This is a genomic window from Pseudomonas fluorescens (genome assembly GCF_902498065.1).
In the GTDB taxonomy this organism is placed as follows: domain Bacteria; phylum Pseudomonadota; class Gammaproteobacteria; order Pseudomonadales; family Pseudomonadaceae; genus Aquipseudomonas; species Aquipseudomonas fluorescens_BJ.
In genome coordinates this window covers 1108171-1125208 of sequence record NZ_CABVIR010000001.1, presented here as the reverse complement: position 1 = coordinate 1125208, position 17038 = coordinate 1108171, and the positions used below count along the sequence as shown (strand labels likewise).

At 60.7% G+C, this 17038-nt stretch carries 15 protein-coding genes; 10 read left to right on the top strand and 5 right to left on the bottom strand.

Translation table 11 applies throughout. From position 1 onward, the window contains the following. Positions 1 to 47: 47 nt before the first annotated feature. The 10 genes from F8N43_RS05490 to F8N43_RS05445 all read left to right on the top strand — a co-directional run bounded on the left by F8N43_RS05490 (position 48) and on the right by F8N43_RS05445 (position 10462). Positions 48 to 926 (top strand): amino acid ABC transporter permease, encoded by an 879-nt coding sequence (locus tag F8N43_RS05490; protein ID WP_150634342.1) that lies wholly within the window; start codon positions 48 to 50, stop codon positions 924 to 926. A 10-nt stretch (positions 927 to 936) separates the two neighbouring features. Continuing rightward, positions 937 to 1701, top strand: coding sequence for an amino acid ABC transporter ATP-binding protein (locus F8N43_RS05485; protein ID WP_150634341.1), 765 nt, complete (start codon positions 937 to 939; stop codon positions 1699 to 1701). Between the two features lie 38 nt (positions 1702 to 1739). Further along, positions 1740 to 2564: an ABC transporter substrate-binding protein gene (locus F8N43_RS05480; protein ID WP_150653345.1), complete on the top strand. Its 825-nt coding sequence runs from the start codon at positions 1740 to 1742 to the stop codon at positions 2562 to 2564. A 211-nt stretch (positions 2565 to 2775) separates the two neighbouring features. After that, complete coding sequence (locus tag F8N43_RS05475) at positions 2776 to 3624, top strand: polysaccharide deacetylase family protein (protein ID WP_150653344.1); 849 nt, start codon at positions 2776 to 2778, stop codon at positions 3622 to 3624. Next, complete coding sequence (locus F8N43_RS05470) at positions 3617 to 4504, top strand: polysaccharide deacetylase family protein (protein ID WP_150634338.1); 888 nt, start codon at positions 3617 to 3619, stop codon at positions 4502 to 4504. The genes F8N43_RS05475 and F8N43_RS05470 overlap by 8 nt, the downstream gene beginning before the upstream one ends. Beyond that, entirely contained in the window at positions 4501 to 5850 is a 1350-nt protein-coding gene (locus F8N43_RS05465; protein WP_150653343.1) for an MmgE/PrpD family protein, read from the top strand. The genes F8N43_RS05470 and F8N43_RS05465 overlap by 4 nt, the downstream gene beginning before the upstream one ends. Positions 5851 to 6005: 155 nt before the next feature. Further along, positions 6006 to 7184 (top strand): MFS transporter, encoded by a 1179-nt coding sequence (locus tag F8N43_RS05460; RefSeq protein WP_150653342.1) that lies wholly within the window; start codon positions 6006 to 6008, stop codon positions 7182 to 7184. Positions 7185 to 7343: 159 nt separating this feature from the next. Next, positions 7344 to 8051, top strand: a complete 708-nt coding sequence (locus tag F8N43_RS05455; RefSeq protein ID WP_150653341.1) for an HPP family protein — start codon at positions 7344 to 7346, stop codon at positions 8049 to 8051. A gap of 149 nt (positions 8052 to 8200) precedes the next feature. Beyond that, entirely contained in the window at positions 8201 to 9307 is a 1107-nt protein-coding gene (locus tag F8N43_RS05450) for an enoyl-CoA hydratase/isomerase family protein (protein ID WP_150634334.1), read from the top strand. Positions 9308 to 9310: 3 nt separating this feature from the next. Continuing rightward, positions 9311 to 10462, top strand: a complete 1152-nt coding sequence (locus tag F8N43_RS05445; protein ID WP_150653340.1) for an acyl-CoA dehydrogenase family protein — start codon at positions 9311 to 9313, stop codon at positions 10460 to 10462. A gap of 644 nt (positions 10463 to 11106) precedes the next feature. Here F8N43_RS05445 and F8N43_RS05440 read toward each other — a convergent pair. From F8N43_RS05440 to F8N43_RS05420, 5 genes are all read right to left on the bottom strand, one after another. Next, on the bottom strand, positions 11107 to 11880 hold the full coding sequence (locus tag F8N43_RS05440; RefSeq protein WP_150634332.1) for an enoyl-CoA hydratase: 774 nt from the start codon (positions 11878 to 11880) through the stop codon (positions 11107 to 11109). A 14-nt stretch (positions 11881 to 11894) separates the two neighbouring features. Next, positions 11895 to 13022 (bottom strand): acyl-CoA dehydrogenase, encoded by a 1128-nt coding sequence (locus F8N43_RS05435; RefSeq protein WP_150634331.1) that lies wholly within the window; start codon positions 13020 to 13022, stop codon positions 11895 to 11897. Between the two features lie 139 nt (positions 13023 to 13161). Further along, positions 13162 to 14355 (bottom strand): acetyl-CoA C-acyltransferase, encoded by a 1194-nt coding sequence (locus tag F8N43_RS05430; RefSeq protein WP_150653339.1) that lies wholly within the window; start codon positions 14353 to 14355, stop codon positions 13162 to 13164. 12 nt (positions 14356 to 14367) lie between these two features. Then, the gene (locus tag F8N43_RS05425) at positions 14368 to 15129 is read right to left on the bottom strand and encodes an SDR family NAD(P)-dependent oxidoreductase (protein ID WP_150634329.1); all 762 of its coding nucleotides are present in this window, start codon (positions 15127 to 15129) and stop codon (positions 14368 to 14370) included. Between the two features lie 16 nt (positions 15130 to 15145). Beyond that, positions 15146 to 16810, bottom strand: coding sequence for an AMP-binding protein (locus tag F8N43_RS05420; protein ID WP_150634328.1), 1665 nt, complete (start codon positions 16808 to 16810; stop codon positions 15146 to 15148). Positions 16811 to 17038: the final 228 nt, after the last annotated feature.

The window sequence follows — 17038 nt, the reverse complement described above, 5'->3', positions numbered from 1 at the left end:
CCACAAGGATCTGTGTTGGATTTGAAAGAACAGTTCGGAGAAACAACATGAGCCAGACTCAGGCAGAACGACTCCAGGCGGAGCGCAAACTGGCGGAAAACCAGTTCGATATCACCCAGTACGAACACGTGCCACGGCGATATTACGGGCGGATTTTTTTCGCCACCGTGATCGTGATCGCAATCATCGGCCTGGTGCGGGCCTTCGCCGAAGGCAAGATCGAGTGGTCGTACATCGGTCAGTTCCTCACCTCCCAAGCGATCATGTGGGGCTTGCTCAATACCATTGTCATGGCCGTGCTGGCCATGGGACTGGGCATTGTGTTCGGGGTGATCACGGCGATCATGCGCATGTCGGCCAACCCGATCCTGCGCTACGTGGCGGTGACCTACACCTGGCTGTTCCGCGGCACGCCGCTGATTCTGCAACTGCTGTTGTGGTTCAACCTGGCGCTGATCTTCCCCACCATCGGCATCCCCGGCCTGTTCGAAATGGACACCGTGAGCCTGATGACGCCGTTCGTGGCCGCCCTCCTCGGTTTGAGCATCAACCAGGGCGCCTATACCGCCGAAGTGGTGCGCGCCGGTCTGTTGTCGGTGGACACCGGGCAGTACGAAGCCGCCAAGTCAATCGGCATGCCACGCCTGCAAGCGCTGCGCCGGATCATCCTGCCGCAGGCGATGCGGATCATCATTCCGCCGGTCGGCAACGAGTTCATCGGCATGGTGAAAATGACCTCGCTGGCGAGCGTCATCCAGTACTCGGAACTGCTCTACAACGCCCAGAACATCTACTACGCCAACGCCCGGGTGATGGAGCTGCTGATCGTCGCGGGTATCTGGTACCTGGCCACGGTCACCGTGCTGTCTTTTGGTCAAAGTCGTCTGGAGCGTCGTTTCGCTCGCGGCGCCGGCAAGCGTTCTTGAGGAGCCCCACATGAGAAGCATCGTCAAGGCCGTGAGCCTGAACAAGTACTACGACCAGTTCCACGCACTCAAAGACGTCAACATCGAAGTCGAGCAAGGCGAAGTGCTGTGCATCATCGGCCCGTCCGGCTCCGGCAAAAGTACCTTGCTGCGTTGCGTCAACCAACTGGAAAAAATCGACAAGGGCGGCCTGTGGGTCGATGGCGAGCTGGTGGGCTATCGCATCGTCGGCAACAAACTGCATGAACTCAACGAGTCGCAGATCGCCCGTCAACGCCTGGCCACCGGCATGGTGTTTCAGCGTTTCAACCTGTTTCCGCACATGACTGTGCTGCAAAACATCATCGAAGGGCCGTGCCAGGTGCTCAAGCGTTCGCCCAAAGAGGCGCACGAAGAAGCCGTGGAACTGCTCGCCCGCGTCGGCCTCGCCGACAAGCGCAACAGCTACCCGATCGAGCTTTCGGGTGGTCAGCAGCAACGTGTCGCCATTGCACGCGCATTGGCCATGCGCCCCAAGTTGATGCTGTTCGATGAACCCACTTCGGCACTCGACCCGGAACTGGTCGGTGAGGTGCTGTCGGTGATGCGCGACCTCGCGCAATCCGGCATGACCATGATCGTCGTCACCCATGAACTGGGCTTCGCCCGTGAGGTTTCCAACCGCATGGTGTTCATGGACGGCGGGCAGATCGTGGAGGCAGGAAGCCCCGAAGAAATACTAATAAGTCCGCAAAACCCGCGCACCCAAAGCTTCATTTCTGCCGTTCGAACCTAAGCGCCGGTTGGCGTAACAACACTCATAAGAGAACGACCATGAAGAACTTCGTTATCCCCGCAGTACTCGCAGGCCTGATCGCCTCCAGCGTCAGTTTCGCCGCCGAATTGCCGGCCAGCATCAAGGAAAAAGGCGAGATCGTCGTCGCGATCATGCCGAACTACCCGCCGATGGATTTCAAGGACCCGGCCACCAATACCCTCACCGGTGTGGACGTTGATCTGGGCAATGCCCTGGCCGAACGTCTGGGCGTGAAGATCAAATGGCAGGAAACCGGCTTCGAGCAAATGATCAACGCCCTGACCACCGACCGCGTCGACATGGTGCTGTCGGGCATGACCGACACCAAAGAGCGTCAGGCCAGCGTGACCTTCGTCGACTATTTCACCAGCGGTCCGCAGTTCTACACCCTGCAGAAGAACAAGGACTTCAACGAAATCACCGACCTGTGCGGCAAGAAAGTCGGCACCAGCCGCCGCACCACGTTCCCGGCGGAAATCGCTGAATACAGCAAGGCCCACTGTGAAGCCGCCGGCAAACCGGCCATCGTCGTGATCGGCACCGAAGGCTCGGCGGATGCCCGCGCGCAACTGCGTCAGAGCCGTATCGATGCGGCGATGCAAGGCAGCGAGACGTTGTCGTACCTGAAGACTCAGGAAAAGGACATGTACAAAACCGTCGGCCAGCCGATTTCCGTGCAGTTCTCCGGCATGGGCCTGAGCAAGAAAAAGCCTGAGCTGAGCGAAGCGGTGAAGGTGGCGTTGCAGAGCATGATCGATGACGGCACCTATCAGACCATCCTGAAAAAATGGGACCTGGAGTTGGGCGCGATCAAGACAGCGACCATCAACGCCGGCAAGTAATCAGGCAGACGATCCGCATCCATTATGGGTCTGGGTCGATCACGATTATTTGGCCAACCGATAAGCCTGTGGGAGCAGCGGTGCGACGATTCGACTTGCCCGCGATGACGGCGGCACATTCAACAGGGATGTCGCCTGCCATGCCGCTATCGCGGGCAAGCCCGCTCCCGCAGGGTCTTGTGTCTGATGCATAAATAGTTGGAGCACCACGATGTCCTCCTCACCCCAACCCACCTGGCCCGACCAGCACAAGGCCTGCCTCGCCCTGGCCTTCGACCTCGACGGCCCCACCGGCGATGCGATGCTCAACGGCTCGATCTGGCACAAGCCCGAGTACTTCGGCTTCGGTGGTTACGGCCCTTACCGGGCACTGCCGCGGATTCTCGATCTGCTCGATGAATTCCGGATACCGACCACCTTCTTCGTCCCGGCCTGGGTCGTGGAGAACTGGCCGAAACAGTGCCAGGCGATCGTCGAGCGCGGGCATGAGGTGGCGTATCACGGCTACAAACACGAATCCTTTTACGCCCTGACGCTGGAACAGCAAAAGGACGTGATAAAGAAATCCCGCGAGGTGTTCTGGAAACACCTGAACATCCGCGCCGAAGGTTTCCGCACGCCGTCCGGCGACTGGCGCGCCGAGACGCCGGCGATGCTGGTGGAAGCCGGCGTGACCTATTCCAGCAGCATGCGCGGCGACGACCGGCCCTATCTGGTCAACGTCCCAGGCTTCGAAACGCCACTGGTGGAAATCCCCGGTCGCTGGGAAATGGATGACTACGCCTCCCTCGCCTACACCCGTGCACCCGACTTTCCTTCGGGGCTGGACCGCACCGCCAGCTACGAGCTGACCCTGGACAACTGGTGCCGCGAGTACGACGGCGCCATGAATGAAGGGTTGTGCCTGACCACCCTGTTTCACCCCAAGATCACCGGCAAACCGGGGCGCATCCTGTTGCTGGAAAAACTCTTCGAACACATGCGTCAGCGCGACGACGTGTGGTTCGCCACTTGCCGCGACGTCGCCCAGTGGTGGCTGAAGGAGCATCACCATGGCTGATTCCAACGTCTGGCCTGACGGCTATCGCTGCGCGGTGGTGTTGACCGTCGATTACAACGACATTCACGGGATTCTCACCCAGGCGCCGGAAGTCGCCGGGCGCGACAAGACGCTGTCAGTCTGGCGTTACGGCACACAACGGGGTGTCGACCGCTTGCTGGGTCTGTTCGAAGAACTGGGTGTACGCAGCAGTTGGTTTGTCCCCGGCATCGTTGCCGAGGAAAACCCGGAACACATCCGGGCGATTCAGGCGGGCGGGCATGAGATTGCCTGCGCCGGGTATCGCCACCAGAACTACGACACCCTCGATCTGCAGCAGCAAAACGCCGAGATCGACCGTGGCTGCAAAGCGCTGGAAGCGCTGACAGGTCAACGCCCTACCGGGTTTCGCATTCCCGCCGGCAACGGTGCGCCGGGTTTCATCGAGGCATTACGGGATCAAGGCATTCGCTGGTCTTCCTCGTGGCGTGGCGACGATTTGCCGTTCGCTCACCCCACGGCGCCCGGCGTGATCGAGCTACCATTGCATTACGAACTGGAAGACGAACCCTACTTCGCCTTCAACCTGAGCCCGGCGGTGCCGCCGGCGCAATCGCGGATCGCCTCTTACAGCCACACGCTGGGCAACCTGCAAATGGACTTCGCCGGGTTTCACCGCTTCGGGCTGTGTTACGTGCTGCGTTTGCACCCGGAAATCATTGCCACACCGGGACGGATTGGCGTGTTGCGCGAATTGCTCCAGGGCATCCAGCAACACAACGACGTGTGGATCGCCACCGGAGCCGAAGTCGCTCAATGGTGGGCCGATACTGCGCAGCCTGTGACCGAGGATCACCCGGCGTCGGTGTACGAGCGGCATTATCGGGACTACCTCCTATGACCGAACGCTTGCAACGGCTGACGCAGTTTTGCGTCGACACACGATTTGAAGACTTGCCCCCGGCACTGGTGGCGCAAGCCACGCGGCACATCCTCGACACCTTTGGCGCGTCGCTGGCCGGGGCTGGCAGCGACGTGGCAAAGCAGGCGCGTCAGGTGTTCGAGGGTGAAGGCGGAACCACGCTGGTCTGGGGCACGGAGGTGCGGGTCGGCGCCGCTCAGGCCGCCATGCTCAACGGCGTCGCCGCCCATGCGCTGGAATTGGACGACACCGGTGGCTGCGATCATTCCGGCGCGGTGGTGCTGCCGGCGGTGATGGCTGCGGTGTCGATGTGCACAAGGCCTGTCAGCGGTCGCGAGTTGATCACCGCCGTGGTCATCGGCTACGACGTAGGCCGCCGCGTGCTCGAAGCCTGTGGTGGTTATTCGGCACACAACGGCGCCGGCTGGCACTCCACGGCGACCTGCGGGATATTCGGCGCGGCGGCCGCGAGTGGGCTCATTCTGGGGTTGAACGCCGAACAAATGGTGTCGGCACTCGGCATCGCCGGCAGTTTCAGCGGCGGCTTGTGGGCCTTCATCCACGACGGCTCGCAAAGCAAAAAACTGCACAGCGGTCGTGCGGCCGAGGGTGGACTGCTCGCGGCGCGGTTTGCCCAGCAAGGCATCAGCGGACCCGCGAAGTTGTTCGATGACGTCTGGGGCGGTTTTCTGCCAACCCTGGCCGGCGAAACGGCACAACCTGAGGCGCTGGATGCCGATCTGGGTGTCGTGTGGAAACTCGCCCGCTGTTCGATCAAGCCGTACGCCTCATGCCGAGGAACGCATTCGGCCATCGACGCGTTGGGGCTGTTGCTGGAACAGCTGCAGGTCAACATCGATCAGGTCGAGGACATTCAGGTGTCGCTGTGCGGTTTCCTGCAGGACATGTGCGGGGGGCAGGAGGTGAGCACGCTGGCGGCGGCGCAGATGAGCCTGCCGTACGCCCTTGCCGCCCGGTTGGTGCAGGGTCACTGCCGACTGGAAGCCTATGACGATGAACAGCGGTGCGATCCACGGATAGCTCAGTGGATGTCGCGCATTCGCCTTGAAGTGGACCCGCAACTGTCAGAGGATGGCGAGCCTGTTGTCAGCGTGCTGACCGTGGACGGTCGGCGGGCGAGTCTGTGTGTCGACCCGCCATTGGGGGCACCGGGTAATCCGTTGAGTGACAAGGCGCTGGAGGATAAGTTTTTCAGTCTGGCCGGGCGAGTGATGCCGAGGTCGCAGGCTGAGGAATTGATCGGGCAGTTGTGGCAGCTGGAAGCACTGGAATCGACTCGGTCGCTGGATCGGTGGCTGACTTGAGCTTTGTGTTGCCTGATCCGGCCTCATCGCGAGCAGGCTCGCTCCCACAGGGGAACGCATTTCAAATGTTGGAGCGAGACCGGCTTGCCGGCGATAGCCGCGACACGGTACATCGACGAACACCATGAAATCTGAATAAGGACATTTGCCCCACCGTGGCCACTTACTCGCTTGTTATCCGCCGGTTGATGATCGTTTCGCTGACCATCGTCGTCAGCCGCGCCATCACCAGCCCGTTGCTCACATTGTTCCTGAGCAACAAACTGGGCCTCAACCAACAGGACGTTGGCTTGCTGCTGGGCATCGCGGTGTTCATCGCCACCTTGCTGGCGCTCTACGGCGGCTACATCATCGACCGCCTCGAAAAGCGCCGGCTGCTGATCCTCGCCATGCTCTCCAGCGCTATCGGCTTCGTGCTGCTGACCTTCGCCGAAAACCTCTACCTGACCACCCTGACCCTGGTGATCACCGAAACCGCTTCAGCGCTGTTCCTGATCGGCTCGAAGGCGATCCTCAGCGAAAACCTGCCCGTGGGCCAGCGCGCCAAGGCCTTTTCCCTGCGCTACACCCTGACCAACATCGGTTACGCCACGGGGCCGATGCTCGGCGTGGTGATCGCGGGTGTCTATCCGATTGCACCGTTCCTGATTGCCGGTGGCATTGCATTTTTCAGCATCTTCCTGATGAGCGGGATCCCGAAAGATTCGAGTCAGACACCGGCGATTGGCCAGCCGCAAAGCTTTCTGAAAACCCTGATCACGCTGAAAAACGACCGCACGCTGATCATGTTTACCTGCGGCTGTCTGCTCAGCACCGTGGTCCATGGCCGTTTCACCTTGTACCTGTCGCAATACCTGCTGGTAACCCACGATTCCAAACGCGCTCTGGAAACCATGGCCACCCTGCTTGCCTGCAACGCCATCAGCGTGATCCTGCTGCAGTACCAGATCGGTCGTTTCCTCAAGCGTGAACAACTGCGCTACTGGATCGCCGGTGGCACCAGCCTGTTCATCGTCGGCCTGATCGGCTTCAGCCTGGCGGATAGCCTGGTGTCGTGGTGCATCGCCATGTTCATCTTCACCCTCGGCGAAATGATCATTTACCCCGCCGAATTCTTGTTCGTCGACACCCTGGCCCCGGAAGAATTGCGCGGCAGTTACTACGGCGCACAAAATCTGGCGGCCCTCGGCGGTGCCCTGAGCCCGGTGATTTGCGGTTTCCTGCTGATGCACACCCCGGCGCCGACGATGTTTTACGCCCTCAGCGCGCTGACCGCCATGGGCGGTTTCCTGTGTTTCATGAGCGGCCGCCGGGTGGCTTTACATCAAAATTAATGCACTGAAGCTGCATTAATATGAATTTGTCTCTGTCTGGAATGAGCGGCACACTGTGCCTCGTTCCTCCCCCAATAGTTGGAACAACTTCAAGGGCTTTCTGGGTATCCCAGCTAAGCCTTTTTTTTGCCTCGATTTTTACACCGGACTGTCTAACTCATGTTCGCTCGCTGGTTACCTTCTGCCATCAACACTCGACCGTCTGAATGGAGCCGCGCCGCCATCGGCATGGCCCTCGGTACGCTGTTCAGCGTCTGGCTCTGCTCCGAGGTTTTCGGCATCGAAGTGGCGCAGCACCTGATCGGTCCGCTGGGCGCCTCGGCGGTGCTTTTGTTTGCGGTGTCCTCCGGGGCGCTGGCGCAACCCTGGTCGATTCTCGGCGGCTACCTGAGTGCGGGGGTGATCGCATTGCTCGTCGCTCACGTGCTCGGGCGAACCCTTGGCAGCGCTTGCCTCGCCGCAGGCATGGCGCTGATGCTGATGTGCTGGCTGCGTTGCCTGCACCCGCCGGCCGGCGCATTGGCATTGTTATTGGTACTGGCCGACCCCGCGACCATCGCGCTGGACTGGAAAGCCCTCGGCCCGGTGATGCTCGGTGCCGCGACCATGCTGCTCAGCGCCCTCGTGTACAACAACCTGACGCGCATTCGCTACCCCAGACGTGCCAGTGAGCCGGTAGCGGTCGTGCCGGCCGATCATCCGCCAATCGACAGCCAGGCGATTACTGCCCAGGACCTGAAACACGCGCTGGCGGATATGGAGGCTTTCTTTGACGTCACGCCTGAAGACCTTGAGCAGTTGATTCAGGCCAGTGAGCTGCATGCCAAGCGCCGCAGTATTGGTGAAGTCCTGAGCCGTAGAACCTGACATCACACAAATGCTTGCAGAGGCACTGCAAAAATGCAGACAGCACCTGCATTTATCCCGGTTGTACATCACAAATTTGCACTGTTACGATCCTGCATCGCTCGCGCGCGAGCTTCTCTATAAAGAACAATAAAAGCAGGGAGTTAGTGATGACTGCTCAGGTTTCATCGAAGGACGCTTCGTCCATGGATGCCACGCAAATCGAGGTGCTGGCCGAGGTCCGCAACCACATCGGTCACCTGACCCTCAACCGCCCCGCCGGTCTCAACGCGATCACCCTGGACATGGTCCGTCAACTGCAGCACCAACTCGACGTTTGGGCACAGGATCCTCAGGTGCATGCCGTGGTGCTGCGCGGTGCTGGCGAAAAAGCCTTCTGCGCCGGTGGCGACATCCGTTCGCTCTACAACAGTTTCAAAAGCGGTGGCTCGCTGCACGAAGATTTCTTCGTCGAGGAATACGCCCTCGACCTCGCTATCCATCATTACCGCAAACCCGTACTGGCCTTGATGGACGGTTTCGTCCTGGGCGGCGGCATGGGCCTGGTGCAAGGCGCCGACTTGCGGGTGGTCACCGAGAAAAGTCGTCTGGCAATGCCGGAAGTGGCGATCGGTTACTTCCCGGATGTGGGCGGCAGTCACTTCCTGCCGCGCATCCCCGGTGAACTGGGGATCTATCTGGGCGTCAGCGGCGTGCAGATCCGTGCGGCAGATGCGCTCTATTGCGGCCTGGCCGATTGGTATCTGGACAGTGACAAGCTCAGCGTACTGGACGAACAACTCGATCAGCTCGAATGGCACGACACACCACTCAAGGACCTGCAAGGCTTGCTGGCCCAACTCGCCGTGCAGCAACTGCCCGATGCGCCATTGGAAGCGCTACGCCCGGCCATCGATCACTTCTTCGCCCTGCCTGACGTGCCGAGTATTGTTGAGCAACTGCGCGAAGTCACGGTTGCCGACAGTCATGAATGGGCGACGACCACCGCCGACCTGCTGCAAAGCCGTTCACCGCTGGCCATGGGTGTGACTCTGGAAATGCTGCGGCGCGGTCGGCATCTGAGTCTGGAAGACTGCTTTGCCCTGGAACTGCATCTGGACCGTCAGTGGTTCGAGCGCGGCGACCTGATCGAAGGTGTGCGCGCATTGCTGATCGACAAAGACAAAGCCCCGCGCTGGAACCCGCCGACCTTGCAGGCGCTGGACGCCGAGCACGTCGCGAGTTTTTTCACAGGGTTTGACCGGAGCGGGAGCTGAGCCATGCACGATATCGAATTGAGCGAAGAGCAAGTCATGATCCGCGACATGGCCCGGGACTTTGCCCGCGGCGAAATCGCGCCCCACGCGCAAGCCTGGGAAAAGGCCGGCTGGATTGATGATGGCCTGGTCGCGAAGATGGGCGAACTGGGGCTGTTGGGCATGGTGGTGCCCGAGGAATGGGGCGGCACGTATGTCGATTACGTCGCCTACGCCCTGGCAGTGGAAGAGATTTCCGCCGGCGACGGCGCCACGGGCGCACTGATGAGCATCCACAATTCCGTGGGTTGCGGACCGGTTCTGAATTACGGCACTGAAGAACAGAAACAGACCTGGTTGCCGGATCTGGCCAGCGGCAAGGCCATCGGCTGCTTCTGCCTGACCGAACCGCAAGCCGGCTCCGAAGCGCACAACCTGCGCACCCGCGCCGAACTGCGCGACGGCCAGTGGGTGATCAACGGCGCCAAGCAATTCGTCAGCAACGGCAAACGGGCAAAATTGGCGATCGTGTTTGCCGTGACCGATCCGGAACTGGGCAAACGCGGTATTTCTGCGTTTCTGGTGCCAACCGATACCGCCGGCTTCATCGTTGATCGCACCGAACACAAGATGGGCATTCGCGCCTCCGATACCTGCGCAGTGACCCTGAGCAACTGCACCATTGCCGAAGCCAATCTGTTGGGTGAGCGCGGTAAAGGCCTGGCCATCGCCCTCTCGAACCTCGAAGGCGGACGCATCGGCATCGCCGCGCAGGCGCTGGGCATCGCCCGTGCCGCGTTCGAAGCCGCGCTGGCCTATTCCCGTGATCGCGTGCAGTTCGACAAGCCGATCATCGAGCACCAGAGCATCGCCAATATGCTGGCCGACATGCACACGCGCCTGAATGCTGCACGGTTGCTGATCCTGCATGCCGCACGGTTGCGCAGTGCGGGCAAGCCGTGTTTGTCGGAGGCTTCGCAGGCCAAGCTATTTGCGTCGGAAATGGCCGAAAAGGTCTGCTCGTCGGCGATGCAGATTCATGGCGGGTATGGGTATCTGGAGGATTACCCGGTGGAGCGTTATTACCGGGATGCGCGGATTACACAGATTTATGAAGGGTCGAGCGAGATACAGCGGATGGTCATTGCGCGGGAACTCAAGCACTACCTGGTTTGAACCCAAGACGCGTTTTTTGCTGAAGCCCGCTTCCGTATCAATTCTGGAAGCGGACGCTTCGCCCCGAGTTATTCGGGGACTTCCTGCTTATCGCGCCAACACACCCGTGATGGCCTCTTCCTCTTCCGCGGGAAGCTCATCAACTTTGAAAAGAACCGATATGACATCGTCATTTTCGTCAAAGATGATGGTGCGTTGTTTCACTAAAACAGCCTTCCCTTTGTTTCTCGACCAGTAAACGACATCGCCTACATTGGGTTCTCGGTGCAGAAAGATACCCTGCGGCGCATCCTGTATCGGGGTGCAGCAAGCAGCGTGTACGAAATGACAATTGGCCAGGGAAACCTCTGAATATCGGTGATTGTTTGGCCTTGGAAAGTTGGCTTCATCCTGAAGCCTCGGGTCGCGTCCAGGCACTTTCACGATAGTTGATGAGCGTGGAGGTCGAATACGGGCGAAGTAGTGGCCTTAACCCCTTCATATTATTCGGAATGTTTCTTCCGGTATAAATGCTCACCAAGGAGTGATCGACCAAACGCATCGCGAGCAAGCCCGCCCTCGCATTTGACCGCATTCCTCATGAAGGAACGCGATTGAATGTGTGGAGCGGGCTTGCTCGCGAAGGCGTCGGTGAAAACGCTACGTTACTTACCGACGAACTCCGCTTCACGCTTGGCAATAAACGCCGCCATCCCTTCCTTCTGATCCTGCGTCGCAAACGCCGCATGGAACACCCGACGCTCAAAGCGCACGCCTTCCGACAGGCTCACTTCAAATGCACGGTTGACGCTTTCCTTGACCATCATCGCAATCGGCAGCGACTTCTTGGCGATCAACGCGGCGACTTTCAGCGCTTCGTCCAGCAATTCGTCCGCCGGTACGATCCGCGCCACGATCCCGCAACGCTCCGCTTCCACCGCATCGATCAAACGCCCGCTGAGGCACATTTCCATCGCTTTGGCCTTACCCACCGCGCGGGTCAGGCGTTGGGTGCCACCCATGCCCGGCAACACGCCGAGGTTGATTTCCGGTTGGCCGAACCGGGCGTTGTCGCCGGCCAGGATGAAGTCGCACATCAGCGCCAGTTCACAGCCACCGCCCAAGGCAAAACCGTTGACCGCGGCGATGATCGGCTTGCGGCGGTTGGCCACGCGATCACTGTCGCTGAACAGGTCGTCGAGATAGATCTGCGGGTAGGTCAGCTCAGCCATTTCCTTGATGTCGGCACCAGCGGCGAAGGCTTTCTTCGAGCCGGTCAGTACGATGCAACCGATGTTGGAATCGGCTTCCAGGCCATCGAGGGCGTGGTTGAGTTCGCTGACGATCTGCGCGTTCAACGCGTTCAGCGCCTGCGGACGGTTCAGGGTGATCAGGCCGACACGGCCGTGGGTTTCCAGCAAAATCGTTTCGTAACTCACAAGGGTGCTCCTTCTTAAAGACTGCGCGAAATGACCATGCGTTGAATATCGCTGGTGCCTTCATAAATCTGGCAAACCCGCACGTCGCGGTAGATCCGCTCCAGCGGGAAGTCGTTCAGGTAACCGTAACCGCCGAGGGTTTGCAATGCGGCGGAGCAGACCTTTTCGGCCATTTCCGAGGCGAACAGTTTGGCCATGGATGCTTCGACCAGCGCAGGTTTACCACTGTCTCGCAGCGCCGCGGCGTAATGCACCATCTGCCGGGCGACGGCGATCTGGGTCGCCATGTCCGCGAGGCGAAACGCGACGGCCTGATGCTCGATGATCGGTTTGCCGAAGCTCTCGCGCTCACGGGCATAATCCCGGGCGGCTTCGAACGCAGCGCGGGCCATGCCGACCGATTGCGAAGCGATGCCGACGCGGCCGCCTTCGAGGTTGGCCAGGGCAATTCGATAGCCTTCACCCTCCTCGCCGAGTCGATTGGCGACCGGGACTTTGACGTCTTCGAACAAAATCTGGCAGGTGTCGGACGCATGCTGGCCAAGCTTGTCTTCGACGCGGGCAACTTTATAGCCCGGTGAATCGGTGGGCACGATCAGCGCGGTAATCCCGCGTTTGCCGGCGCTTGGGTCCGTCACCGCAAACACAATCACCACCCCGGCGTTCTGCCCGGAGGTGATGAATTGCTTGCAGCCGTTGAGCACGTAGTGATCGCCTTCCAGACGCGCACGGGTTTTCAGGCCACTGGCGTCGGAGCCGGCCTGCGGTTCGGTCAGGGCAAAGGCGCCGAGCATCGCACCGCTGGCCAGCGGTTTGAGAAAACGTTCTTTCTGGTCGTCGTTGCCGTAGTTGAGGATCGGCACGCAACCCACGGAATTGTGCACGCTCATGATGGTCGAGCAGGCGCCGTCGCCGGCGGCGATTTCTTCCAGGGCCATGGCGTAGGCCAGGTAACCGGTGTCACAACCGCCCCACTGCTCCGGCACCAGCATGCCGAAGAAGCCCAGCTCGGCCATTTCGCCGATGGCTTCCTTGGGGAAGCGGTGCTCACGGTCCCATTCGGCGGCGAACGGTTTCAGCCGTTCCTCGGCGAATTGCCGGGCCATGTCGCGGATCTGTTGTTGGTCGTCATTGGGAATCATGGTGAATCCTTTAAATCCGGGTACGACATAGAACTCTGTGGGAGCTAGCCTGCTGGCGATAGCGTCATGTCAGTTAATCTCTACTTTTATGACACACCGTCATCGCCAGCAGGCTGGCTCCCACAGGGGGGAAGTTGGCCTAGTACAGGCATTCCACGGCCATGGCCGTGGCTTCACCGCCGCCGATGCAGATCGCCGCAACGCCGCGTTTCAGGCCTTTCTGGCGCAGGGCCGAGAGCAAGGTCACGAGAATCCGCGCTCCGGACGCACCGATCGGGTGACCCAGTGCGCAAGCACCGCCGTGCACATTGAGTTTCTCGTGGGGGATTTCCAGGTGAGTCATCGCCGCCATGCCGACCACGGCGAAGGCTTCGTTGACTTCGACCAGATCGACGTCATTCAGCGACCAGCCGGTTTTTTTCATCAGCCGTTTGATCGCGCCGATCGGTGCCACCGGGAACAGGCCCGGCGTGTCGGCGAATGCCGCGTGCCCATGGATCACCGCCAGCGGTTTCAAGCCGCGTTTCTCAGCTTCGGAACGGCGCATCAGCACCAGTGCCGCCGCGCCGTCGGAAATCGAACTGGAGTTCGCCGCCGTAACGGTGCCGCCTTCACGGAACGCCGGTTTCAGCGAGGCAATCTTGTCCAGTCGGGCTTTCGGCGGCTGCTCGTCATTGCTGATCAGCACCTGCTCTTTGCCGACGGTCACGGTCAGCGGCACGATCTCGTCCTTGAAGCTGCCGTCCTTGATCGCTTGCTGCGCGCGGGTGGTCGAAGCGATGGCAAACGCGTCCTGCGCTTCGCGGCTGAAGCTGTTGGTTTCGGCGCAATCTTCAGCGAAAGTGCCCATCAGGCGGCCTTTATCGTAGGCGTCTTCCAAACCGTCGAGGAACATGGAATCAAGCACACGACCATGGCCCATGCGGTAACCGCTGCGGGCGCGGTCGAGCAGGTACGGCGCGTTGGACATGCTTTCCATACCGCCGGCGACGACAACATCGGCGCTGCCGGCGACCAGCATGTCGTGGGCCAGAATCGCCGCTTCCATACCGGACCCGCACATTTTGTTCAGGGTGGTGCAGCGGGTCGATTTATCCAGCCCGGCACCCAGTGCAGCCTGACGGGCCGGGGCCTGGCCGAGGCCGGCGGGCAGCACGCAGCCGAACAGCACTTCTTCAACGGCGTCCGGCGCCACACCGGCGCGCTCAACGGCAGCGCGAATCGCGGCAGCGCCCAGTTGTGGCGCGGTCAGACTTTTCAGTTCGCCCTGGAAACCACCCATCGGGGTGCGGACGGCGCTGACGATAACAATCGGATCGTTGGAAAGGGTCATGACAAATCCTCCTTACTTGGCGGCCATGCGCAAGGCACCGTCGAGACGGATCACCTCGCCATTGAGCATGCTGTTTTCAATGATATGCCTGACCAGCGCGGCATACTCGCCCGGTTTGCCCAAACGTGGCGGAAACGGCACGCCAGCGGCAAGGGAATCGCGGACTTCCGGGGTCATGCCGGCCATCATCGGCGTCTCGAAAATGCCCGGAGCGATGGTCATCACGCGGATACCGAAGCGCGCCAGCTCACGAGCCGCCGGCAAGGTCAGGCTGACGATCGCACCTTTGGACGCGGCATAAGCCGCCTGGCCGATCTGACCATCGTAAGCCGCAGCCGACGCGGTGTTGATGATCACCCCGCGCTCGCCATCGGCATCCGGCTCGGTTTCGGCAATGGCCGCCGACGCCAGACGCAGCATGTTGAAGCTGCCGATCAGGTTGACGTTGATTACCTGGCTGAAGCTGGCCAGTGCATGCGGACCGTTTTTGCCGAGGATCTTCTCGCCACGCACGATGCCGGCGCAGTTGACCAGACCGTTGAGGCCACCGAAGGCTTTGACCGTGGCCTGGACGGCTGCTTCAGCCGCCGCTTCGTTGCTGATGTCCGCGACCACGCTGTGCGCGCCGAGACGTTCAGCCTGGGCCGCAACGGCGTCGGCGTTCATGTCCACCAGCATCACTTTGGCGCCGGCCGCGATCAGCATTTCAGCGGTGGCCGCACCGAGCCCGGAGGCACCGCCGGTGACCAGAAAAACCTTGTTTTCGATCTGCATCATTGTTTCCTTGGGTTCAAGCTGAAACGTTCTTCGCTGCGGCCTCTTGAGCCTTGGCGATTTCCTGGTTGCGCAAGATAAAGCGCTGCAATTTGCCGCTTGGGGTTTTCGGCAACTCGCTGACAAATTCGATTTCACGCGGATAAGAGTGCGCGGCCAGACGCTTGCGCACGTGTTGGCGCAGTTCTTCGGCCAACTCCGGCGCCGCGCGGTATTGCGCGCTGAGCACGACGAACGCTTTGACCAGCTCGGTGCGTTCCGGATCGGGCTTACCGACCACCGCGGCTTCGACGACGGCCGGGTGCTCGATCAATGCACTTTCGACGTCGAATGGCCCGACGCGATAGCCGGAGGTGGTGATCACGTCATCACTTCGCCCGACGAAGCTGATGCTGCCGTCCGGGTTCCACTCGACGGTGTCGCCGCTCAGGTAATAGTTGCCGACGAAGGCCTTGGTCGGTGCGCCTTCGTAACCGGCGAACCAGCACATCGGCGACTGAGTGCGGTCGACGGCGAGGATGCCGGGTTGGCCGACGCCCAGTTCCTTGTACTCGTCGTCCAGCACCACGATACGGTGGCCTGGCGAGGCAAAACCGGCGGCGCCCATGTGGATCGGGTGCTCGAGGCCGTGGTGGTTGCACAGGACCATGCCCAATTCGGTCTGGCCATAATGGTCATGAATCACCACACCGAGGTTATCGGCGAACCAACGGATCACTTCCGGGTTCAACGGCTCGCCGGCGCTGCTGACGATGCGCAGTTTGCCCTTGATCGATTTCGCGAACTCGTCGCCACCGGCAATCAGTAGACGGTAGGCGGTCGGTGAACCGGTGAGGTTGGTGATGCCGTACTTGTTGATCACCCGGCAGGTGCTTTCGAGGGTGAACGGGCCATCGTAAAAGGTAATCGGATGCCCCATCGCCATCGGTCCGGTGACGCCGAAATAAATGCCGTAGGCCCAGCCCGGGTCGGCGACGTTCCAGAACGCATCTTCAGGGCGCAGGTCCACGGCGTCACGGGTGTAACTCTGGAAGGCGACGATTGCCTTGAGCGGTACCGACAGCGCTTTCGACGGGCCAGTAGTGCCGGAGGTGAACATCAGCAGGAACGGGTCTTCGCCGGTCAGCAGCACCGGTTCGCAATCAGCGGAAAAATTGGCCAGTTCGGCCCAGAAACTGAAATCGCCACGGACAATGCCCTGGCCTTTGGCACCGCCGACGGTGACGGTGGTCGGGCAGTCGGCGACTTCAGCGAGTTTGGAGCGGTTGACCGCGTCGGTCACCACCACTTTGGCGCCGGAACTGCTCAGGCGATGTTCGATGGCTTTGGGGCCGAACGCGGTGAACAGCGGCTGATACACCGCGCCGATGCGCCAGGTGGCGAACACGGTGATCAACAATTCGATGTTGCGCGGCAACAGGCCGGCGACCTTGTCGCCTTTCTTCACGCCCTGCGCCAGGAGGAAGTTGGCGAAACGCGCGGCTTTGTCCTGCAAGTCGCTGAACGTGTACATCGCGCTGGCGCCGTCGCGGCCTTCCCAGAAGAGCGCGATACGACCTGGCAACGCATGCCGGTCGCAACACTCGACACAGGCATTGAGGGCCGTCAGATCGCCCGCAAGTGCGGTGTCGACGGTGTGCTGATAATTGAACTGTGACGTGGCAGACAAGTAATCGCGCATTGCCAGAATCCCTGTGTATTTTTATTAGGTTGGGGGAACCGTAACCAACAGGGAAATACTCGCTCTGCGCGGGGGGTGGGGCAATGGTCAAAGCTATCAAGTTGTCTGACTGGTTTGGCCAAGGTTTGACAGATGTGGCGTCTGGGCGGCCGCCATCGCGGGCAAGCCCGCTCCCACAGGGTTCTGCGGCGAGCACAACAATTGTGATCACCGACAATCACTGTGGGA

Coding starts and splice junctions, on each gene's coding strand:
- F8N43_RS05485 (WP_150634341.1), top strand. CDS start 937: ATGAGAAGCATCGTCAAGGCCGTGAGCCTGAACAAGTACTACGACCAG.
- F8N43_RS05455 (WP_150653341.1), top strand. CDS start 7,344: ATGTTCGCTCGCTGGTTACCTTCTGCCATCAACACTCGACCGTCTGAA.
- F8N43_RS05475 (WP_150653344.1), top strand. CDS start 2,776: ATGTCCTCCTCACCCCAACCCACCTGGCCCGACCAGCACAAGGCCTGC.
- F8N43_RS05445 (WP_150653340.1), top strand. CDS start 9,311: ATGCACGATATCGAATTGAGCGAAGAGCAAGTCATGATCCGCGACATG.
- F8N43_RS05450 (WP_150634334.1), top strand. CDS start 8,201: ATGACTGCTCAGGTTTCATCGAAGGACGCTTCGTCCATGGATGCCACG.
- F8N43_RS05420 (WP_150634328.1), bottom strand. CDS start 16,810: ATGCGCGATTACTTGTCTGCCACGTCACAGTTCAATTATCAGCACACC.
- F8N43_RS05480 (WP_150653345.1), top strand. CDS start 1,740: ATGAAGAACTTCGTTATCCCCGCAGTACTCGCAGGCCTGATCGCCTCC.
- F8N43_RS05470 (WP_150634338.1), top strand. CDS start 3,617: ATGGCTGATTCCAACGTCTGGCCTGACGGCTATCGCTGCGCGGTGGTG.
- F8N43_RS05435 (WP_150634331.1), bottom strand. CDS start 13,022: ATGATTCCCAATGACGACCAACAACAGATCCGCGACATGGCCCGGCAA.
- F8N43_RS05430 (WP_150653339.1), bottom strand. CDS start 14,355: ATGACCCTTTCCAACGATCCGATTGTTATCGTCAGCGCCGTCCGCACC.
- F8N43_RS05465 (WP_150653343.1), top strand. CDS start 4,501: ATGACCGAACGCTTGCAACGGCTGACGCAGTTTTGCGTCGACACACGA.
- F8N43_RS05490 (WP_150634342.1), top strand. CDS start 48: ATGAGCCAGACTCAGGCAGAACGACTCCAGGCGGAGCGCAAACTGGCG.
- F8N43_RS05425 (WP_150634329.1), bottom strand. CDS start 15,129: ATGCAGATCGAAAACAAGGTTTTTCTGGTCACCGGCGGTGCCTCCGGG.